Origin of the sequence: Dendrosporobacter quercicolus (assembly GCF_900104455.1) — a bacterium.
In the GTDB taxonomy this organism is placed as follows: domain Bacteria; phylum Bacillota; class Negativicutes; order DSM-1736; family Dendrosporobacteraceae; genus Dendrosporobacter; species Dendrosporobacter quercicolus.
In genome coordinates this window covers 1-18,490 of record NZ_FNHB01000012.1, presented here as the reverse complement: position 1 = coordinate 18,490, position 18,490 = coordinate 1, and the positions used below count along the sequence as shown (strand labels likewise).

General features: G+C 48.3%; 16 protein-coding genes, 1 pseudogene and 1 riboswitch. Of the genes and pseudogenes, 15 read left to right on the top strand and 2 right to left on the bottom strand.

The window, feature by feature from the left end:
* The first annotated feature begins 279 nt into the window (after positions 1-279).
* The 3 genes from BLR06_RS16595 to BLR06_RS16585 all read left to right on the top strand — a co-directional run bounded on the left by BLR06_RS16595 (position 280) and on the right by BLR06_RS16585 (position 3,725).
* A complete protein-coding gene (locus BLR06_RS16595; protein WP_092074714.1) occupies positions 280-1,485 on the top strand; it encodes a phosphoenolpyruvate hydrolase family protein in 1,206 nt (401 codons plus the stop codon).
* Between the two features lie 173 nt (positions 1,486-1,658).
* On the top strand, positions 1,659-2,879 hold the full coding sequence (locus BLR06_RS16590; RefSeq protein WP_245698203.1) for a Tm-1-like ATP-binding domain-containing protein: 1,221 nt from the start codon (positions 1,659-1,661) through the stop codon (positions 2,877-2,879).
* 12 nt (positions 2,880-2,891) lie between these two features.
* On the top strand, positions 2,892-3,725 hold the full coding sequence (locus tag BLR06_RS16585; protein ID WP_092074712.1) for a phosphoenolpyruvate hydrolase family protein: 834 nt from the start codon (positions 2,892-2,894) through the stop codon (positions 3,723-3,725).
* A 239-nt stretch (positions 3,726-3,964) separates the two neighbouring features.
* Here the strand turns inward: BLR06_RS16585 and BLR06_RS16580 are convergent, their stop codons facing one another.
* A complete protein-coding gene (locus tag BLR06_RS16580; protein ID WP_245698202.1) occupies positions 3,965-4,543 on the bottom strand; it encodes an ECF transporter S component in 579 nt (192 codons plus the stop codon).
* A 306-nt stretch (positions 4,544-4,849) separates the two neighbouring features.
* On the opposite strand from BLR06_RS16580, the gene BLR06_RS16575 reads away from it, so the two are divergent.
* The 5 genes from BLR06_RS16575 to BLR06_RS16555 all read left to right on the top strand — a co-directional run bounded on the left by BLR06_RS16575 (position 4,850) and on the right by BLR06_RS16555 (position 10,009).
* Positions 4,850-5,371 (top strand): YkgJ family cysteine cluster protein, encoded by a 522-nt coding sequence (locus BLR06_RS16575; RefSeq protein WP_092074711.1) that lies wholly within the window; start codon positions 4,850-4,852, stop codon positions 5,369-5,371.
* 199 nt (positions 5,372-5,570) lie between these two features.
* On the top strand, positions 5,571-6,005 hold the full coding sequence (locus BLR06_RS16570) for a CBS domain-containing protein (RefSeq protein ID WP_092074710.1): 435 nt from the start codon (positions 5,571-5,573) through the stop codon (positions 6,003-6,005).
* 320 nt (positions 6,006-6,325) lie between these two features.
* On the top strand, positions 6,326-6,808 hold the full coding sequence (locus BLR06_RS16565; protein WP_092074709.1) for a DoxX family protein: 483 nt from the start codon (positions 6,326-6,328) through the stop codon (positions 6,806-6,808).
* A 249-nt stretch (positions 6,809-7,057) separates the two neighbouring features.
* Positions 7,058-9,292, top strand: a complete 2,235-nt coding sequence (locus BLR06_RS16560) for a HelD family protein (protein ID WP_092074708.1) — start codon at positions 7,058-7,060, stop codon at positions 9,290-9,292.
* A 66-nt stretch (positions 9,293-9,358) separates the two neighbouring features.
* Positions 9,359-10,009, top strand: coding sequence for an HAD family hydrolase (locus tag BLR06_RS16555; RefSeq protein WP_092074707.1), 651 nt, complete (start codon positions 9,359-9,361; stop codon positions 10,007-10,009).
* 121 nt (positions 10,010-10,130) lie between these two features.
* Here BLR06_RS16555 and BLR06_RS20290 read toward each other — a convergent pair whose 3' ends face one another.
* On the bottom strand, positions 10,131-10,856 hold the full coding sequence (locus BLR06_RS20290) for a GntR family transcriptional regulator (RefSeq protein ID WP_217636928.1): 726 nt from the start codon (positions 10,854-10,856) through the stop codon (positions 10,131-10,133).
* A gap of 407 nt (positions 10,857-11,263) precedes the next feature.
* Between BLR06_RS20290 and BLR06_RS16545 the strand changes: the two genes are divergently transcribed.
* The 7 genes and pseudogenes from BLR06_RS16545 to BLR06_RS19320 form a co-directional block, all read left to right on the top strand.
* The gene (locus tag BLR06_RS16545) at positions 11,264-12,652 is read left to right on the top strand and encodes an aminotransferase family protein (protein WP_092074706.1); all 1,389 of its coding nucleotides are present in this window, start codon (positions 11,264-11,266) and stop codon (positions 12,650-12,652) included.
* Positions 12,653-12,698: 46 nt separating this feature from the next.
* The gene (locus BLR06_RS16540; protein WP_173813042.1) at positions 12,699-13,547 is read left to right on the top strand and encodes an ABC transporter permease; all 849 of its coding nucleotides are present in this window, start codon (positions 12,699-12,701) and stop codon (positions 13,545-13,547) included.
* Positions 13,548-13,572: 25 nt separating this feature from the next.
* A complete protein-coding gene (locus tag BLR06_RS16535; RefSeq protein ID WP_217636927.1) occupies positions 13,573-14,613 on the top strand; it encodes a taurine ABC transporter substrate-binding protein in 1,041 nt (346 codons plus the stop codon).
* 26 nt (positions 14,614-14,639) lie between these two features.
* Positions 14,640-15,470 carry an ABC transporter ATP-binding protein gene (locus BLR06_RS16530; RefSeq protein WP_092074705.1) on the top strand — a complete coding sequence of 277 codons (831 nt, stop codon included), beginning with the start codon at positions 14,640-14,642 and terminating at the stop codon, positions 15,468-15,470.
* Positions 15,471-15,518: 48 nt separating this feature from the next.
* Complete coding sequence (locus tag BLR06_RS16525; protein WP_092074704.1) at positions 15,519-15,815, top strand: hypothetical protein; 297 nt, start codon at positions 15,519-15,521, stop codon at positions 15,813-15,815.
* A gap of 14 nt (positions 15,816-15,829) precedes the next feature.
* Positions 15,830-15,913: riboswitch (cyclic di-GMP riboswitch) on the top strand.
* A 99-nt stretch (positions 15,914-16,012) separates the two neighbouring features.
* Entirely contained in the window at positions 16,013-17,701 is a 1,689-nt protein-coding gene (locus tag BLR06_RS16520) for a methyl-accepting chemotaxis protein (RefSeq protein ID WP_092074703.1), read from the top strand.
* Positions 17,702-17,961: 260 nt separating this feature from the next.
* Positions 17,962-18,490, top strand: a pseudogene (locus BLR06_RS19320) (collagen-like protein); the annotation flags it as partial.

Below are 18,490 nucleotides of genomic sequence, written 5' to 3'. Positions count from 1 at the left end.
ATTTAACAGGCGGACCTTGTTCTAAAACTATTCTAAAATTTACCTATTATGATATAACCATCGGATATATAGTAAAAAGGTCAGAGGACGCTCTGTTAATATAGATCTCCCTTCTGTTCTACGTCTGCCTCTGGCAGGCGATTTTTGTTTGTTTTTACTGCTGCAGGATACAATAATAGGAGTGGCGCCAGACCGCGAAGCTGGAATGCAGGAATATCCGTTGTCAGAACCGGGCGGTTCAGCCGGTTTTTTTATGGTATTAGCACAAGGAGGTACGAAATGGCTGTAGCGCGGGAGCAAATATTGAGCAAATTAAGAACGCAGATCAGAATTACCGGCCACATCATTGGCGTGGCCGTGGGCGCAGGGATTACGGCAAAGTATGCCTTGAAAGGCGGAGCCGATCTGCTGCTGGCCCTAAATTCCGGCCGGTTTAGACAAATGGGGCAAAGCTCGCTGGCCGGCTGGCTGCCGTTTGCCAATGGCAATGAGCTGGTGCTGGAGTTTGGCGCGCGGGAAATCATTCCGGTCGCCCGGCAAATACCGGTAATTTTTGGCCTGAATGCGACCGATCCGACAATCGACTTGAGCCAATATATCGATTTGATCAGCAAGCAGGGGTTTTCCGGAATCAACAACTTTCCCACGATCGGTATGATTGACGGTCAATTCAGGGAAGCCCTTGAAGAGAATGGAATTTCTTTTGCGCGGGAAATTGAGGCGGTAAGAATTGCTCACAGCCGGAACCTATTTACCCTGGCTTTTGTTTTTAATGCCAGTCAGGCCAGGCAGATGTTAGGCGCAGGAGCAGATTTGATCTGTGCGCATCTAGGATTGACGAAAGGCGGCTGTATTGGCGCAAAAAAAGCACTGTCCCTGCAGTCAGCCAAATTGATCGCGGATGAAATTTTCGCCGCCTGTGATGAATTCAATACCAATCCCATCAAAATGATTTATGGCGGGCCGATAAAAACCCCGGCGGATCTTAGTTTTATGTATAACAATACCACAACTATGGGCTATATCGGCGGCTCGTCCTTTGAAAGAATCCCCTCGGAAGAGGCAATCACTGACATTACCAGGGCGTTTAAACAAACCGGCGATATTGTGCAGGACGAACTGCTGATCAAGATGATTGAAGGCGTTAAGAAGCATTATGATTATGTTGCTTTTGTTAAAGAATATGTTGCCGTAAATTACCGGAAGGAGGTCTTGTTTTCCGATCTGGCCAATGTCGCCCATATTTCCAGGTCGCACTTAAGCGCTCTGTTTAAGAAGGAGGTTGGCTGTACATTTCCGGCGTATCTGGTTCAGTTTAGAATATGCAAGGCCAAAGAAATGATGAAATTTAACAATATTAAGCTTAACGAAATAGCCGGCATGACCGGATTTAATGACTACGCTCATTTCAGCAAAACCTTTAAGAGATTGACTGGCCTTTCGCCGGTACGATACCGCAGAGGGCTTCAAGCAGCGAAACATTAAACACCGTCGGAGTGGCTCGTTACCGAACGGCTGCTGTTGCTGAATTTAGCCGAAATAATACATAAACACATAAAAATCAGCTAAATATACCTGTTATTATGTCTGCATGTAAGGTATTGTTGTATTAATGGGAAAATTCCATAAATAAGCCGATGCCATTGACAAGGAGGGTTATGATGAAAACAGTTGCTATCGCCGGAACGTTTGACTCTAAAAGTGTGGAATTTGCTTATTTGCAAGAGCTTATCCAGAGCCTGGGCCTGCAGACCTTCATGATTCATACGGGGGTGTTTGAGCCAAAGTTAGCGGCCGATGTTTCTAATGAGGACATTGCCAAAGCGGTGGGGGCCAATATCAAAGAAATTGCGGCCCGAAAAGACCGCGCTTTGGCGACCGACGTGCTTTCCAGGGGACTGGAAAAATTGCTGCCCAGACTTTACGCAGCAGGCAAATTTGACGGGATTTTGTCCTGCGGCGGCAGCGGCGGGACTGCATTGGTTACTCCCGGCATGCGGGCTTTGCCGGTCGGCGTCCCGAAAGTGATGGTCTCAACCGTCGCCGCAGGCGATGTTTCGGTGTATGTGGGAACCAGCGATATTTTTATGTATCCTTCTATTGTGGATGTCGCCGGCTTAAATTCCATTTCGACCAAAATTTTTACGAATGCCGCGCTGGCTATCGCCGGAATGGTAAAATTTGAAGTGGATAAGGTGCTGGAAAAGAAGCCTTTGATTGCAGCGTCCATGTTCGGCGTGACAACGCCATGCGTCGATCAGGCCAGGGAGTATTTGGAGCAACGGGGCTATGAGGTTCTGATTTTTCATGCGACAGGAACAGGCGGCAAAGCCATGGAAGGTTTAATCAAAGACGGCTATATTGCAGGCGTTTTTGATATTACCACCACCGAGTGGGCAGATGAGCTGATGGGCGGAAACATGGCCGCAGGAGAGACGCGGCTGGACGCCGCCGCTCTTAACCGGATACCGCAGGTCGTTTCTGTCGGCGCTTTGGATATGGTCAATTTTGGGCCGGTTGCCACCGTTCCGGCGAAATACAAGGGCCGTAATTTTTACCAGCACAATCCTACGGTTACCCTGATGCGGACAACTGTCGATGAGAACAGGCAATTGGGGTTAATGATCGCTGAAAAGCTCAACCAATGCCAAGCAAAGGCTGCTTTGCTGCTGCCGCTCAAAGGTGTGTCGATGATTGATGCTCCCGGCCAGCCCTTTTACGGGCCGGAAGAGGCTGCGGCGTTATTTGCCGCACTGAAAGAAAATATCACCAATCCGCTGGTTGAAATCATCGAAGTGGATGCAAATATCAATGATCCGGTGTTTTCCACTGCCGCTGCGCAAAAATTAGTTGAACTGCTGTCAGAAAAAAATATTTAGGAGGCGGTTGTTGTGTTGCCAATCAGAAGTGAAGTATTGAAAAAATTACAAGCCGAAATAGCGGCAGGCAAGATTATTGTGGGCGCCGGTGCGGGCGCCGGCATATCGGCCAAGAGCGGCGAAGCGGGCGGAGTCGATCTGATCATCATTTATAATTCGGGCAAATACAGAATGGCCGGCCGGGGTTCGCTGGCCGGGTTGTTATCCTATGGCGACGCCAATAAGATTGTTGTGGAAATGGGGGCGGAAGTCCTGCCGGTGGTCAGGCATACTCCGGTTCTGGCCGGCGTATGCGGGACCGATCCGTTCAGGATTATGGAAGTGTTTTTACAGCAGCTGAAAGAGCAGGGCTTTGCCGGTGTTCAGAATTTCCCGACGGTAGGACTGATTGACGGGGTATTTCGCCAAAACCTGGAAGAAACCGGCATGGGCTATGATTTGGAAGTCGAAATGATCAAAAAAGCGCATGCGCTGGATCTGGTTACTTCTCCTTATGTATTCGATCCCGAGCAAGCGGTAAAAATGGCTAAGGCCGGGGCCGATATTCTTGTTGCCCATATGGGATTAACGACCAAGGGCACGATTGGAGCCAAAACAGCACTAACGCTGGATGATTGCGTCGCCAAAGTACAAGCCATTTGCGATGCCGGTAAAGCGGTAAATCCGGACATTATCGTTTTATGTCACGGCGGTCCTATCGCCGAACCGGAAGATGCGCAATACATTATTGCCAACACCCACAATGTCGAAGGTTTCTTCGGCGCTTCCAGCATTGAGCGATTTGCAACAGAAGTGGGAATCAAGCAGCAAACCGAGGCCTTTAAGGCGATAAGAAGGCAGGCTTGAATTAAACGGGAACGGGCTGCTTGATCCTTGATAACAGGCTGGGCCGGGCAGTATAAGAAAGAGCCTCTGAAGTGTTGGGACAGGACACGTCGAAAAAACAATCCCAAACACTGCGAGAGGCTCTTTTTCATCAACATTATTTGCTTAAATGAGGCTGGTTACAGAATCATCCCAACAGTTTGACCGCACGATTGCGGCAAACTGTTTTTAATTCCTGGCAGTAGCCCGGTGAACTTGTCCTAATGCAGCAAATGGGATACTTTTTGATAAATCAGCATGGTAATGAGCGATACCAGCAGCCCTTTTAACAGATTGAACGGTATAATAGCGAACAGAATAAAGGTTTTTAAATCAATAATCCGGTGATTGACCACGTGCCCCATCTGGACAACGGCTTCACCGGGGAAGTTTAATACCGCCTGATAGAGCGGGATTAAAACCCAATAATTCAGCGCCGCCGCCGCCAGAGTCATGGCAAGTGTCCCGAAAGCAAGGGCGCAGACGGCGCCTTTCCGGCTTTTATGACGCCGGTAAATTACGCCCGCTGTCACGACCAGCGCACTGCCGACCAGGAAGTTGGCCAGTTCACCAATGCCCGCGGTTTGTGAATTGGCTAAATGAAGAATGTTTTTAACCAGCATCACCCAGAAGCCGGCCAGCGGTCCCAGCGAAAAGGCAGCAATAATTGCCGGAATTTCACTTAAATCCATTTTTAAAAAAGCCGGCATAAAAACGACCGGAAAATCCATAAACATCAGGATAATGGCAACGCTGGCCAAGACCGCCGTTTTGGACATGTAAACAATTTGCAGCTGCACAGTTCAGTTCCTCCCAACGGGATAAGGGTAACTACGGCTCATTATACTCTTTTCTTAGGGTAAAAATCAATGCCGCCCAATCAGCCTCCGTTGGTGATAGCGGAGCAGGCGAAGGGCGGGAACCCCATACAAACGATCAGAAATCATGATTGCCGATTATTATGGATATTTTTAAGCTGGCCGCAATATAGTTTATCATTCGGGTGGTGAGCAGAGAATGTTAAGAGTATATTTTACCTCAGCCGGTGAGCTAACTGTACGGCGCCTGGCCCTCAATCCACCGTTGCGCAGTTGGTTGAAGCTCTTATGGATTTTTGCCGGCCGTATCTTGACTGCGCGGCTTGTCCCAATAATTGCTGCGCCGGATTTATTGTGTATCCGGATCCGGTATTTACAGTAAAGCTGACGGCGACGGCCCGCAAAACAATGGACGAATATGACAGTTCCCACTTTCCCTTGCGGGCTATGCGGCTGGACCACCAGCTGCGCTGGTTTTTACCGCCCGGACCGGATGGTTATTGCAAGTTTCTTTCCCCGGCCGGCCGCTGTCTGATCTATGAGGCCCGGCCACTGGTCTGCTGCCTGCATACCTGCCTGCCCTGTACAGGTGAGTTTACCGCAATGAAAAATCGCTTATATTTTGCCGGCCAGCAGGCGTTAGTTTTAAAAATGCAAAACTTAATCGCGCCCCAAAGCGCACCGCCGCCGGTTTACCGGCCCTGGGACAACCCGCTGGTCACAATAGAGAGTTATGATGTGCTGATTTGTGATATTCTTCGCTGGTCACAAGCTGCAGGTGCCTTTCCCGGGAACGGCAGGCACCCTTGACTTTTGCTTTATTGGGAATTTCTGTCCGGGTTATGGATGTTCCTGATAAAGGAAATTTGGCGTAAATGTTGAATATAGATGATAATGGTTACAGTTGGGCAATAGCGGGCGCGTTTCGGTGTCCGGGTTTTTAACCGTCTGAAATAGTCCCGCTGTTTGGTCAACTGATATCATTAGCAAGCTATGGAGGAACAGTTTTATGAAAATTACTTTTTTTCTGATTCCTAAAAACGAAGTAATTTATTTGCCTCTGAACAGTACCATGCGCCAGGCGCTGGAAAAAATGGAATATCATCGCTTTACGGCCATTCCGCTGATTGACGAGCATGGCAAATACGCCGGGACAATTACCGAGGGAGATTTGCTGTGGAAATTAAAGAATACGCCGGATTTGACCTTTGCCGGTACGGAACGGATTATGCTGAAAGAGGTTCCGCGGCGGATGACCAACACGCCGGTGAGAATTAATTCGGAAATGGAAGATTTGGTCTCACTGGCAGTTCTGCAAAATTTCGTTCCGGTGCTGGATGACAGTGATATCTTTATCGGAATCATACGCCGCAGAGAGATTATCGAATATTACGCCAAACTGGCTGACCATCCACAGGCAATGAACCGCGCAGCAGGCGTTTAACATCAAAAATTCCGGAGGCGCAACCCCTGCCTGGTGAAGACCGAGTGACGGCGAACCGCAGGCATCACAGCAAATTTAGAGCAAATGAGGATAGTGTCCGGGCGACGGCGCTATCCTCATCCTTGTATAATGGCAACTTCTTTTCTCTGCCCGCCGGTAAAGCCGCTTCATTAACCGCAAACAGGAGCGGGCTGTAAACAGGATTTTTAGAACGATTGTTGATCTCCGCTATATTTTGAAGTAGTATATAATTATAGAAGCCAATCGCGGCGGTTAGGCTAATTGATAAGTTTTACGTGCTGAAAAGGAGGCTGAAGTAAATGAAAAAGATATTTGCTTATGTCAATGATGTGTTGAACTCCTATCGGGATGCCGGGTTATTGCTTTTTCGCGCCGGCCTTGGCGGTATGTTTATGTGGCATGGTTTCCCTAAGGTTTCCGGCGGAATAGAAAAATGGACAGAGTTAGGAAGAACGATGAGTACATTTGGTATTGATTTCGCGCCGGCTTTCTGGGGCTTTATGAGCGGCTTTGCCGAGTTTTTTGGCGGCTTTCTCATTATGGCCGGTCTGTTTTACCGTGTCGCCTGCTTACTGCTGGTGTTCAATCTGGCTGTTGCCTTTACCAGTCTGATGCTTGGCGGAAAAGGCTTGCTTAGAGCCTCACAGGCATTGGAGGTTGGACTTGGTTTTTTTGCAGCGCTGTTTGTCGGTCCCGGCAGGTATAGCGTTGATGAATATTTGGGATTAAATGATACGGGAATTCAGGGAAAGCTTGGGAAAGAAAGATGCATTGCAAAGTAGCAGCAGTTAATGAAACAGTGGCCGTTGGGTAAATTCCGACGGCTTTTTTTATCTGTTTCATGTTATAATATTACATTATTATACAGCAGGTCATTCTTTGAGGCCGGCGCGGTTGCGCAGGCAATTCAGGGAATTTATTTACTGCCGGCCTAATTTGAAACATTCATGAATAAAGAGCGCAAATAAAATTAACCCTAATAGCTTAGTACAGTGTCATAGCCGGGTTGTATCAGTCAGGCAGGAGGTATTATGAGCGAACAGCACCAGGTTTTTTCAGCAGAACAACAGCATTTGACGGACACCATTGCCGAAATGAAGCAGATTGTCGCCGAGCTGCATTCCGATATCGACGTCCGCCGGCAGCGGCTGCATAAGTCGCTGCAGCACAAGGATGAAGTCAGCGCCTATGTTCATAATATGATGCGCAGCGACCATTCCAGCCGGATTCATGAAATTGAGGCGGCCATTCCAAGCCCTTATTTTGGCCGGGTCGATTTCCGGGAAGACGGCACGGAAGAATTTGTCAGCTTCTATATCGGACGTTGTAAAGTTGCCCGCCTGGAAATTCAAAACGATAGCGATATTCTGGTATTTGATTGGCGGGACCCCGTTGCGACCGTTTTTTATGAATGTTATGGCGGCCGGGCCAGCTATGAGGTGCTTGGACGCTATCAGTACAGTGGTGATGTAAGTATGAAGCGTCAGTATAAGATTGAAGACTGCATACTTAAAAGTATTGTGGACAATTTCGTTCTGGATCAGATCCTGGCGCGCCGGCAGGAAGCCCTGCTGGGCGACCCGATGCTTGCCGACAGGCTGCAGCAGGGAGCGACGGATAAGCTCCGGGACATTGTAACCTCAATCCAGGCCGAACAGAACAAAATTATTCGCGAACCGCTCAATCAGGTAACCGTCATTCAAGGCGTGGCCGGTTCCGGAAAAAGCACCATTGGCCTACATCGCCTGTCTTACCTCTTGTATAATGAAAAGCTCAACAGGCATAAACTGATTGTCATAGCGCCTAACCGTATTTTTCTGGATTATATTTCAGAGTTGCTGCCGGAAATTGATGCCGGCGATATCCGTCAAATGGTTTGGGATGATTTAGCGGCGGCGATCACGCGCCGGGAACTTAAGCTGGCTGAGGCGCAGCAGCTTGAACTGATTTTGGCGGGTAAGGATAAGGCCGGCATTGGTTTACTGGAGGATATTAGCCAATTGAAGGGATCGCTTGATTTTTTGCAGGTGCTTTATGCTTATCTGGAACAGAAAGTTCAAAAGTTTTGTCTTAAGCTGTCAGACATTTCTTTGTTTGATGGTCAGGTTGCCATTACGGCCAGGGAGCAGCTGGATAAATTTATGGAAGATCGAAACATGCCCTATAATGAGCGCTTGCGAACCCTTATCCGGTACATTACCTTCCGGGTAACAAACCATGTGGAAGTGCTGGAAGCGCTTCAGGCCAAGGGCAAGGCCGCCGCCGGTCAGGCGAAGCGCTGCCGCCAGGAAGCCGACGGTTTTCTTAAAAAATACTTTAAGCGATGGGGCGCGCTGGACTTGCTGGAGGCCTACCGTGAAATTTTTGCCGCTAAGGCTGTGTTTAAAAGCGTTCGCGATAAGCGCTATGATTTAGACGCTATCCGCCGGCATACATTGGCTGTTTTGGACGCCCGGCAGGTTGAGCGGGAAGACCTGGCCCCGCTGGCCTACCTGTCTTATTTACTCGATGGCTGGGCGCATGTGCCCAGATATGAGCATATTGTTGTCGACGAAGCGCAGGACCTGAATGCCTTGGAATTTGCGGTATTAAAGAAGTTATCTGACAATGGTTCCTTTACCATCATGGGCGATCTGTCCCAGGGCATTCATTCCTACCGCAGTATCAGCAGCTGGAATGTTCTCTTAAAAGAGGTGTTCGCCGATGCCCGGACGGTATATCGGGAAATTCTCCACAGCTATCGTTCGGCCAGGGAAATTGTTGATGTGTTTAATTGCGTTATGCCGCAAGGCAGCACCCGGGCCATTCCCGTTTATGAAATCGGCCGGAAGCCGACGCTGGAAAAAATGTCGTCACAGGCGGACGGCATTTGCCGGGTGATCAGCAAGCTTGCGGTTTTTTTAGCCCAGGGAGCGAAATCAATCGGTATTATTGTCAAACATGAAGAAGCTGCGGCTGATTTGCATGAACGCCTTTTACCGGCGGCAGTGGAGGCTGGTATTGTTCAGCCGTTTCATCTGGTGTCCGGGCAGGCGGCAAGCTATCGGGGCGGAATATCGGTGCTGCCGGTTTCACTGGCCAAGGGATTGGAATTTGACAGTGTCATTCTTTGGAATGCCGCGGAATATACTGCAGATCCACTTAACAGGCGGCTGTTGTATGTCGCGCTGTCCCGGGCTATGCACGGCCTCCATGTCCTGTATCGGGGAACACTGACGCTTTTATTGCAGCGGTATGTCAACACCTGTTTTGCTACGGCTGACTAAGCAGCGCCATTCCCTGGCCAATCCGGAAAAAGGGTGTACATATTGATTATATTGGGAGGGGTAGTTGTGAAATATAGCGGAATTATCTTTGATTTAGACGGGACCTTATTAGATACACTGGCAGATTTGGCCAACTGCATGAACGCTGTGCTCAGCAAACACGGTTTGGCTGAACACGAAGCGGGGAAATACAAGTACTTTGTCGGCAATGGCATGGAAATGCTGGTCAAAAGAGCGCTTACGCCTGAGCACGCCGAGGGCGAGCTGGCCCGAATCTGCCTGAAAGAGCTGCATGCCGAATACGGCCGCCGGTGGAATGAAACGACAAAGCCGTACGCCGGCATCAATGAAATGCTGGCGGCAATAGAGGCCAAAGGCTTAAGCCTGTCCGTTCTTTCGAATAAAGCCGATGCTTTTACCAAACTGATCATCGATCACTATTTTGATGCAGCCCGGTTCCGCTTTGTTTACGGCGCAAGAGCGGGAGTGCCCAAAAAGCCGGATCCGGTTTCGGCGCTGGAAATAGCAAGGCTGTCCGGTATTGCTCCGGCTGATTATCTCTATCTTGGCGATACCGGCGTTGATATGCAGACCGCTGCCGCGGCCGGTATGTATGCAATCGGCGCTGCCTGGGGCTTTCGGACTGAGGCGGAGTTGCTGGAAAATGGCGCTAAGACAATTGTCCGGCGGCCTGCAGAAGTTTTGGCATTGTTATGAACGAATTAAAAATCCGGCTGCCGGCATATCCATGGCGTTGAAGCTGCGGGGCGGAGGATTTTTGGCCTTAGCGAAGTTCGCTGACCCCAAAGCTACCGGCTGCTGCTGTCTTGCTGCTTACTTACAGTTTTCGCCGGCGGGTTAAATTGATGCGGAAGGCATACATATCGCCCCGGTAAATGCTTTTTTCATACTCCAATGGGTTGCCGGCCGGGTCTGTAACCAAGCGCTTGGACAACAGGGCGCAACAGGGCCCGGCAGTTAATCCCAACAGCTTTTTTTCCATTGCGGTGGGTATAATGGCTGAAATGGATTGCTTTGCTTCCCATAAGTTTACGCCAAGACTGGCTTCCAATACGTCGTAGGTTGAAACATTATTCAAATCAAACTCGGCTAATTTGCGCCCGACTTCTAACGGGTAATATTGTTTCTCTAATACTATGGGAATATCGTTTGCCAGACGGATTCTATTTGTTTCGTATACTTCTTTTGTTTTGAAGATTTTGGCTGCATCTTGCGGGGCGGTAACGACCCCCTGGTTAAGAACCTGAATATTGGGATTCATTCCCATCTCGCCGACGATGTCAAAGAATGTGCTTAAATTTCCGAGCCACTCTTCTATTGGCCTGACGGCAACGAACGTCCCCAGTCCCTGCCGCGGCTCAAGGACGCCTTCTTCAATTAAACTCCGGATGGCCCGGCGGATGGTAGCCCGGCTTACGGTGAATTTTTCCATAAGCTCGTATTCCGGCGGGATCTTATCAGTATAAGTGCCTTTTAATATTTCGTTGCGCATAATATTTCGGACTTGCAAATGCAAGGGAATGGAATTTTTCTTATCTAACACCGCAAAGCACCCCTTTCCTGGCTAAAACTTATCGTGATTCTGAGCATGCTGATTTTAGAATGTAATTATATCATTTATGCGAATGTCCGGACAATGCTTTTTATTGTTTACAGCTGTTGACAGTAGGCTGTTGGGTATGGTATAAAATAAATAAGGTCAATCCACTGGCAGGCTGATCAGAAAATCTGAAGGCTAAGATTAACATCTTTTTACAGATGTAATTCTTAGTCTTTTTATTTTGCATAGAGGGAAATACAGCATTTATTTCTTTTATGCTCAAGGTTAATTGTCCGTACATCATGATGTTATAATAAATGGATTGCTCAACCTGCTTTCAGACAATTTAATGCTGGACCAATCGCAAAAATTAACCGCCAGTGTTGCCGATTTGGACAGGAGGGGTTTTGATGCCTGATTATTTCAATGGCCGGCTGGATGCCGGTAAACTAGCGGAGCTGCAACGAAAACATTTATGGCTTCACATGACCAACCACCGGTTGTTTGAAACCCGGGAACCGCCGATTATGGTTGAAGGAGACGGGTTTATCATTAAGGACATTGACGGCAGGGAGTATATTGACGGTTTGTCCGGCGGGGTTTGGGCGGTAAATGTGGGTTATGGCAGGGAATCCATTGTTCGTGCGATCAGCGAACAATTACGGCGGCTTCCTTATTACGCCGGATCGACGGCCACGCCGCCGTACATTTTACTGGCGCAGAAACTTGCTTCTTTACTGCCTGATTTACCGAAAGTATATATTTCGAACAGTGGTTCGGAAGCGAACGAGAAATCATTTAAAATTGCCAGGCAATATTTCCGGGAAAAATACCGGAGCGATAAGTATAAGATCATTTACCGCAACCGCGATTACCATGGGACCACTTTAGCCGCTTTGGCCAGCAGCGGGCAACAGGAGCGAAAGATAAAATTCGGTCCGCTGCCCGAAGGCTTTGCTGAATTTCCGCATGCCTTATGTTACCGCTGTCAGTTTGGCCGGAGCTATCCGGGCTGTAACCTGGAATGCGCCCGGGCCCTGGAAGCAGTCATCCTGCAGGAGGGGGGAGAAGACGGTGTTGCGGCGGTTATTGTCGAACCGGTGACGGCCGGAGGCGGAATTATTCCCCCGGTTGCCGAGTACTATCAGGTGCTCCAGAATATATGCAGGAAATATGATGTATTGCTGATTATGGATGAAGTGGTAAACGGCTTCGGCCGAACAGGCAAGATGTTTGGCTTTCAGCATTATCAGGCTGAACCTGATATGATTACGCTGGCCAAAGGCCTGGCCAGCGGCTATATGCCTATTGCGGCAACCGTTGCCCGCAATAAAATCTTTGCCCAGTTCCTGGTGGATGAAGAAGACAAAACCGGATATTTCCGGGACATCAGTACGTTTGGCGGCTGTGCGGCTGCTTCGGCGGCGGCTGTAGAAAACATCAATATTATTGAGAAGGAAAAACTGGCGGAAAACAGCGCGGCAATGGGCGCGTATTTAATGGAAGGTCTCAGGGAATTAACTGAAATCCCGGTTGTGGGTGAGGTAAGAGGAACAGGGCTGTTGGCCGGTATTGAATTGGTAACCGATAAAAAATCTAAGCAGCCTTTGACTGAACGCCATTTAGCGCAGGTAGTCGCCGATGCCAAGACAGCGGGGGTAATTATCGGCAGAATGGTACGCAGTGTGCCCGGCTTTAACAATGTACTGTATACTGCGCCGCCGTTAATAATCAATAAAGAAGGGATTGACCGCATTGTCAAAGCGTTTCGCGGCGCTTTGGAAAAGCTGCAGTTTTAAGTGCGGCTGCCGGGCAATGGAGCAATAGCCGGGAAGGAGGCATGGCATGAGTAAAACTGAACTTGCCAGATTCAAAAGCGTTAAGGCCAATCAAACAAAATACGGGATTGGGCGGGTCATTCGCAAGCAGGTGACTGCAGAACGGTTACTGACCTGCATCACGATGATTTCGCTTTTATTGCTGTGGTTGATTGTCACTGAACTAAAACTGTTTACAGATGTCGTAGTGCCTTCACCGCAGAAAGTGCTGCGCAGTTTTTGGGAAATTGCCCACAACGGTTATAAGGAAAACAGTCTGCTTAGACATCTTGGCGACAGCATGATCCGTTTGCTTGGCTCATTTTTACTGGTCCTCATTACGGCGATCCCGCTGGGGTTAATCAGTGGTTATAATTCTAAAATACGCGCCATTTTTGATCCGCTGATTGAGTTTTACCGTCCATTGCCGCCGTTGGCGTACTATACCCTGCTGGTGCTGTGGATGGGTATCGACAACGCATCCAAAATAGCGCTGCTATATTTAGCGGGCTTTGCCCCGGTTTATATTGCCTGTATGTCCGGCGTAAAAAAAATAAGGCCGGATTACATCCGGGGAGCGTACACGCTGGGAGCAAGCAGCAGACAGGTATTTTTTCATGTTGTTTTTCCGGCCTGTTTACCAGATATCTTTGTCGGATTAAGGACGGCCCTCGGGGTTGCTTATACCACTTTGGTCGCAGCGGAAATGGTTGCTGCAGTCACCGGTATCGGCTGGATGGTGCTTGATGCCAGCAAATTCCTTAAAAGTGAAGTCATTTTTGTCGGTATTTTTATTATGGGCATTACCGGTGTTTTTCTTGACCAGGTAATCCGGAGGATCGAAAGCAAGGTTGTACCCTGGAAAGGCCAGGAGTAAATTTACGCGAAAAGGAGAAAGAGCTATGATGAGAAACAAGTTTAAGAAGCTGTTCCTGACCGGAGGGATGGTTGCCTTATTGGCTCTGCAGCTGACCGGCTGCGGCAAGGGTCCTCAGGCAAGTATTGCCGTTCAAAAACCGGAGGCTGTAACCATTGCTGTCCAGGACATCCCCAATGATGCGGTTGTGGCTAAAGTGAAAGGCTGGTATGAAAGTGAACTGGGAGTAAAAGTCGTCTTTAAGAAGTTTGAATCAGGCCGGGATATCAATAATGCTTTTGCTGCAAAAAGCATTGATATTGGCTTAATGGGAAGTACACCTGCCGCTGTCGGGATAGCCAAAGGCCTGGGATATGAGGTTTTCTGGATTCACGACGTTATTGGGGCGGCTGAATCCCTGGCGGTGAAAAACAGCGCAAATATCAACTCCATCAAGGATTTAAAAGGAAAAACGGTGGCCGTTCCATTTAGCTCCACTGCCCATTATAGCCTGTTAAGCGCTCTGAAATTAGCGGGTATAAATGCTGCTGATGTGAAAATTCTTGACATGCAGCCGCCGGATATATTCGCCGCCTGGCAAAGAGGCGATATTGACGCCGCTTACGTATGGAATCCCGTTCTTGGCAAGCTGTTTGCCGATGGAAAAGCCATTACCGACAGCGGAAAGCTTGCAGATCAAGGGATCGTTACGGCCGATGTCGGTGTTGTCAGCAAAGAATTTGCGCAAAAATATCCGGATATTGTTATAAAATATATTAAGGTACAGCAAAAGGCGCATGAACTTTACAAAAGTACTCCGGAGGAAGCCGCCGGGGCCATCGCTAGGGGGTTGGGAATTGAAACCAGCGAAGCATTAAAACAAACCCGGGAATTGATCTGGGTGTCGGCGCAAGACCAGCTTGCAGACAAATATTTTGGCGCAAGTCCAGGTAAGGGTGAGCTGGCAAAAGTGTTAAAAGCCACTGCGGATTTTCTGGCTGAGCAAAAGGCAATTGATCAGGTTCCGGAGCAAAGCGCATTTGACGAAGCGGTTAATGCTAAATATATTGAAGACGCCCTGAAATAATAGTGGCGGACTGGGGGGCGCCAAGTATGGGAAGAACTGAATATCGACGCTCGGCTGAAGCGGCTGCTGCAGTCGTAGCTTTAGCCGGTGTTTCACTTACTTACCGTTCGGATCAGGATGTAGATGCATTGGAAAACATTACTTTAACGTTGGATGCAGGCGAATTTGTCTGCCTGCTGGGGCCTTCCGGCTGTGGTAAAAGCACCCTGTTAAAAATTATCGCCGGCTTTATAGCGCCGACAGATGGCGCTGCCGTTATGGATGGGGAGGCCATCACTGGGGCTGACTGGCAGCGCGGCGTTGTTTTTCAGCACCCTCCTTTATACCCGTGGCTGGACGTAGCAGCCAACGTAAAGTTTGGCTTGAAAATGCGCAAGCTACCTGAACTGGAAAGTCAAAAGCTGACGGAGGAATATCTGAAAAAAGTCGGCTTGCTGGAATTTCGCACCAGCAAGGTGTACCAATTATCAGGAGGAATGAAGCAGCGGGTTGCGATTGCCAGAGCCCTGGTCAATCAGCCAAGGGTTTTGTTGATGGATGAACCATTTGGCGCATTAGATGCACTCACCCGCGAGCAAATGCAAAGCTTGCTGCGCAACATCTGGCGAGAATCACAATGCACAATTTTATTTATCACCCATGATGTCGATGAGGCGCTGTCATTAGGGACCAGAGTACTGGTCATGTCAAAGCGGCCGGGGCGGATCATCAAGGAATTCCGGCCGGATTTTACCCATAGCATGATTGGCGAAAAATCAAATCGTTCCCGGTACACACCGGAATTTTTAAAACTTCGCGAGGAAATTCTGGATTTGATCAACAATTATACCAAGGGCGACGGCTGCGCTTATTTTTAACCGGATCCGCCTTTAGCAGCAGGCGGGTCGGCAGTGGGGTACCCCGCAATGCTTTACAGTTCCCGCAGTTTCGGCTATAATGGGTTCAATGGAAAATCGTTGCTAAAAGCTGCAGCACAAGCAGGCGGCAGGTGGATTTTTCTGGACCTGATGTTCAGTTTCGCCACTCATTTTTCTGGAAAAATGGGTGGCTTTTTTATTTGCGACCGGCTGGCGGCTGACCCGCCGGATTTTAATTTTGCGATAATCAGCTCTTGGTTTGCCGTGGCTATTGAACAAAGCGCTGATTATTCATTTATGCATATTAAAGGATTTCTATATGTAATAGAGAATTATTACGATTAAACTGGATATTCTCTGGATAATATTGGCAAACTTAATGAAAATTAAGGACGCAAAGCTATGGGGCTAAGGATGTATTCTATGCCTGCCAGGCTGCTATATGGGGAAAAACGTATAAAACTGTTTCTTTCAAGGGAGGAGATAATGCAACAATTTGAGCTGATATTTTTCTATCTGTAACAAAGGAAGGGGTTTATTTTATGCGGAGATTTCCTATTATTGCCCAATTGGGCGGAATGTTTTTGGTTTCAATTTCTTTTATGCTGATTTTAGTGGGATACACAGCGTATCAATACACAACTGCCGGTGATACATATGAATCTTTAATCACCCATACATCAGCCAACATGCTGTTGATTACCAAAGCTCAGGGTGGTATGAATAACGGAATTGCCGATTTGCGTGGTTTTCTTGGCTACGGAATTGCCAGTTATGAACAAGAGTCCAGGAAGAGTTTTGCAGAAAGCGTTGAGCAGTTAAAGATATTTGTCGCCGGGGTGGAAAACCCCGCGGTAAAAGCTGAAGCTGTTAAGTTAGAGCAAATGCTGGAGGATTATAGTCTGAAAATGGGTCAGCTTATGGATGCCAAAAAAGCAAACGATCCTTCTTTTGACGCACTGCTTGAGACGGGAAGAGGCCTATCGCAGCAGCTTGACGGGCAGTTTGATAAGACTCTCGCTTTGGAGGAGGATTATTTAAAACAATCTACAGACGAGCTGCTGGCAAAGCAGAAAGCAACCCAAAGTCTTGTGGGAATTTTAAGCGCGGTAATTATTTTATTTGTTTGCGGTTTAGCTTTTTGGTATAGCAAGTGGATGGCAAAACGCTTAAACCATGTCGGAAATGAACTGGACGCAATCAGTAAATTCGATTTGACAGCAACTTCCTATCAGGTGAAAATGAATGATGAGATTAGCGATATGGCTGCTTCAATGGATGGAATGAAGAATGCCCTGCGCGCACTGGTAGGTCATATCCGGCAAAACTCCGAGTCGCTGGCTGCAGCCAGCCAGGAGTTGAGCGCAACAGTGGAAGAACAGCTAAGGGCAGCGGAAGTTGTATCCAATACGGTGGCCGAGGTTTCGAGCGGTTCAGCGCAAAATACCAATAATATTACTGAGATGTCGGCAACCATCCAGCAGCTTTCGGCAAGTACGGAGGAAATGAACGCCAATGCCGCAGAGGTAAATGCCAATACGCAAAACGCGGTGGAAGAGGCCGCCCAGGGGATGGATTTGCTGACCCGGATTGTTACGCAAAATGAAACTGTTTCCGTTTCAATGAACAGTATTACGGAAGTTGCCAATTCGTTGGCCAAAGGTTCGGAAGATATCCGCGAGATTGTGACTGTAATCCAGAATCTGGCGGGGCAAACCAACCTGTTAGCGTTAAATGCCGCCATTGAAGCTGCTCGCGCGGGTGAAGCCGGCAGAGGCTTTGCCGTAGTAGCTGAGGAAGTCCGGAAGCTGGCGGAACAAAGCGCCGCATCAACGCAGCATATCGGGGAAATCATTAAAAAAATGACTGAGGACATTGATATCGCAGTTCATCATGTGAGTAAAGGGAATGAGGAGGTAGCCGCAGGGCAGCAGGTAACTTTAAACACGCAGCGGGGCTTCGAGGTGATCATCGAAAAACTCAACACAGTCAGAACTGTTGTCAGCCAAATCACTTCCACGATTGAAGAATCGGCGAAAGGAACCCAGGCGATTGTAGGAAATGTTCAGAATATCAGCGCGGTTGCCGAGCAGACGACAGCCAGCGTTCAAACGGTAGCCGCCGCCTCACAAGAACAAAGCGCCAGCATGCATGAGATTAATCATAATGCGGAATCCCTGGCCAAGATGGCGGAAGAACTGAATTTAATTATTAGCAAGTTTAAGCTGTAAACCAATACCTCCAATTACTCCGATCGATGAATCAGGCCGGGTAGTTGGAGGTTTCTTATGTCTTAAGTATTGTTCTTTTGGCGTTCGTTTTCGGTGGGTCATGGTCATCGGGTATCCGTTCAGCTTCGGGATTGCCGGGGAATCTGCACAGGACTCAAGCGCATCACATATAATAGATTAGCCGGTCTTAAACTGGTGCATTAGGAATTTAAATAAATTTAAGTTACTATGCAGTACTTCATTTATGGAGAGGTATGTTTATGAGTAATACAGTCTTACAAATAGAACGTTTAGTCGCAGAGTCTGTGGCAGTAAATGAAAATGTTGTTTTTGATGCAATAACAGTGCTGAGCGGCAATATCAGCTATGACGGCGCGACCGGCGTAGTTACTTTGCTTGAAGCGGGAAGCTATGAATTTGACTGGTGGGTGGCAACGCAATCCTCCTTTTCTATTAATGGGTTAGGTTTTGTCCTGGTTTCATCCCAAGGCGATTTTTTGATAGGAAATTCTCCAATAAGAACTGGAGAGGTTGTCGGGATTGGCATTATTCAGGTTACTGTAGCTCCTGTAACTGTTGAACTGAGAAATAACAGCACAGCGAGCGTTTTTTATTCCACCATTGTTCCTGTCAAAGCAGTTTTGGCGGTTATTGGAGAAACTGATACAGGCGATGCTGGCGCAACCGGGGCAACCGGAGAGACCGGGGTAACCGGAGAAACTGGAGCAACAGGGGAAACAGGAGCTACCGGGGAGACTGGAGCGACGGGAGCCATCGGAGAGACCGGGG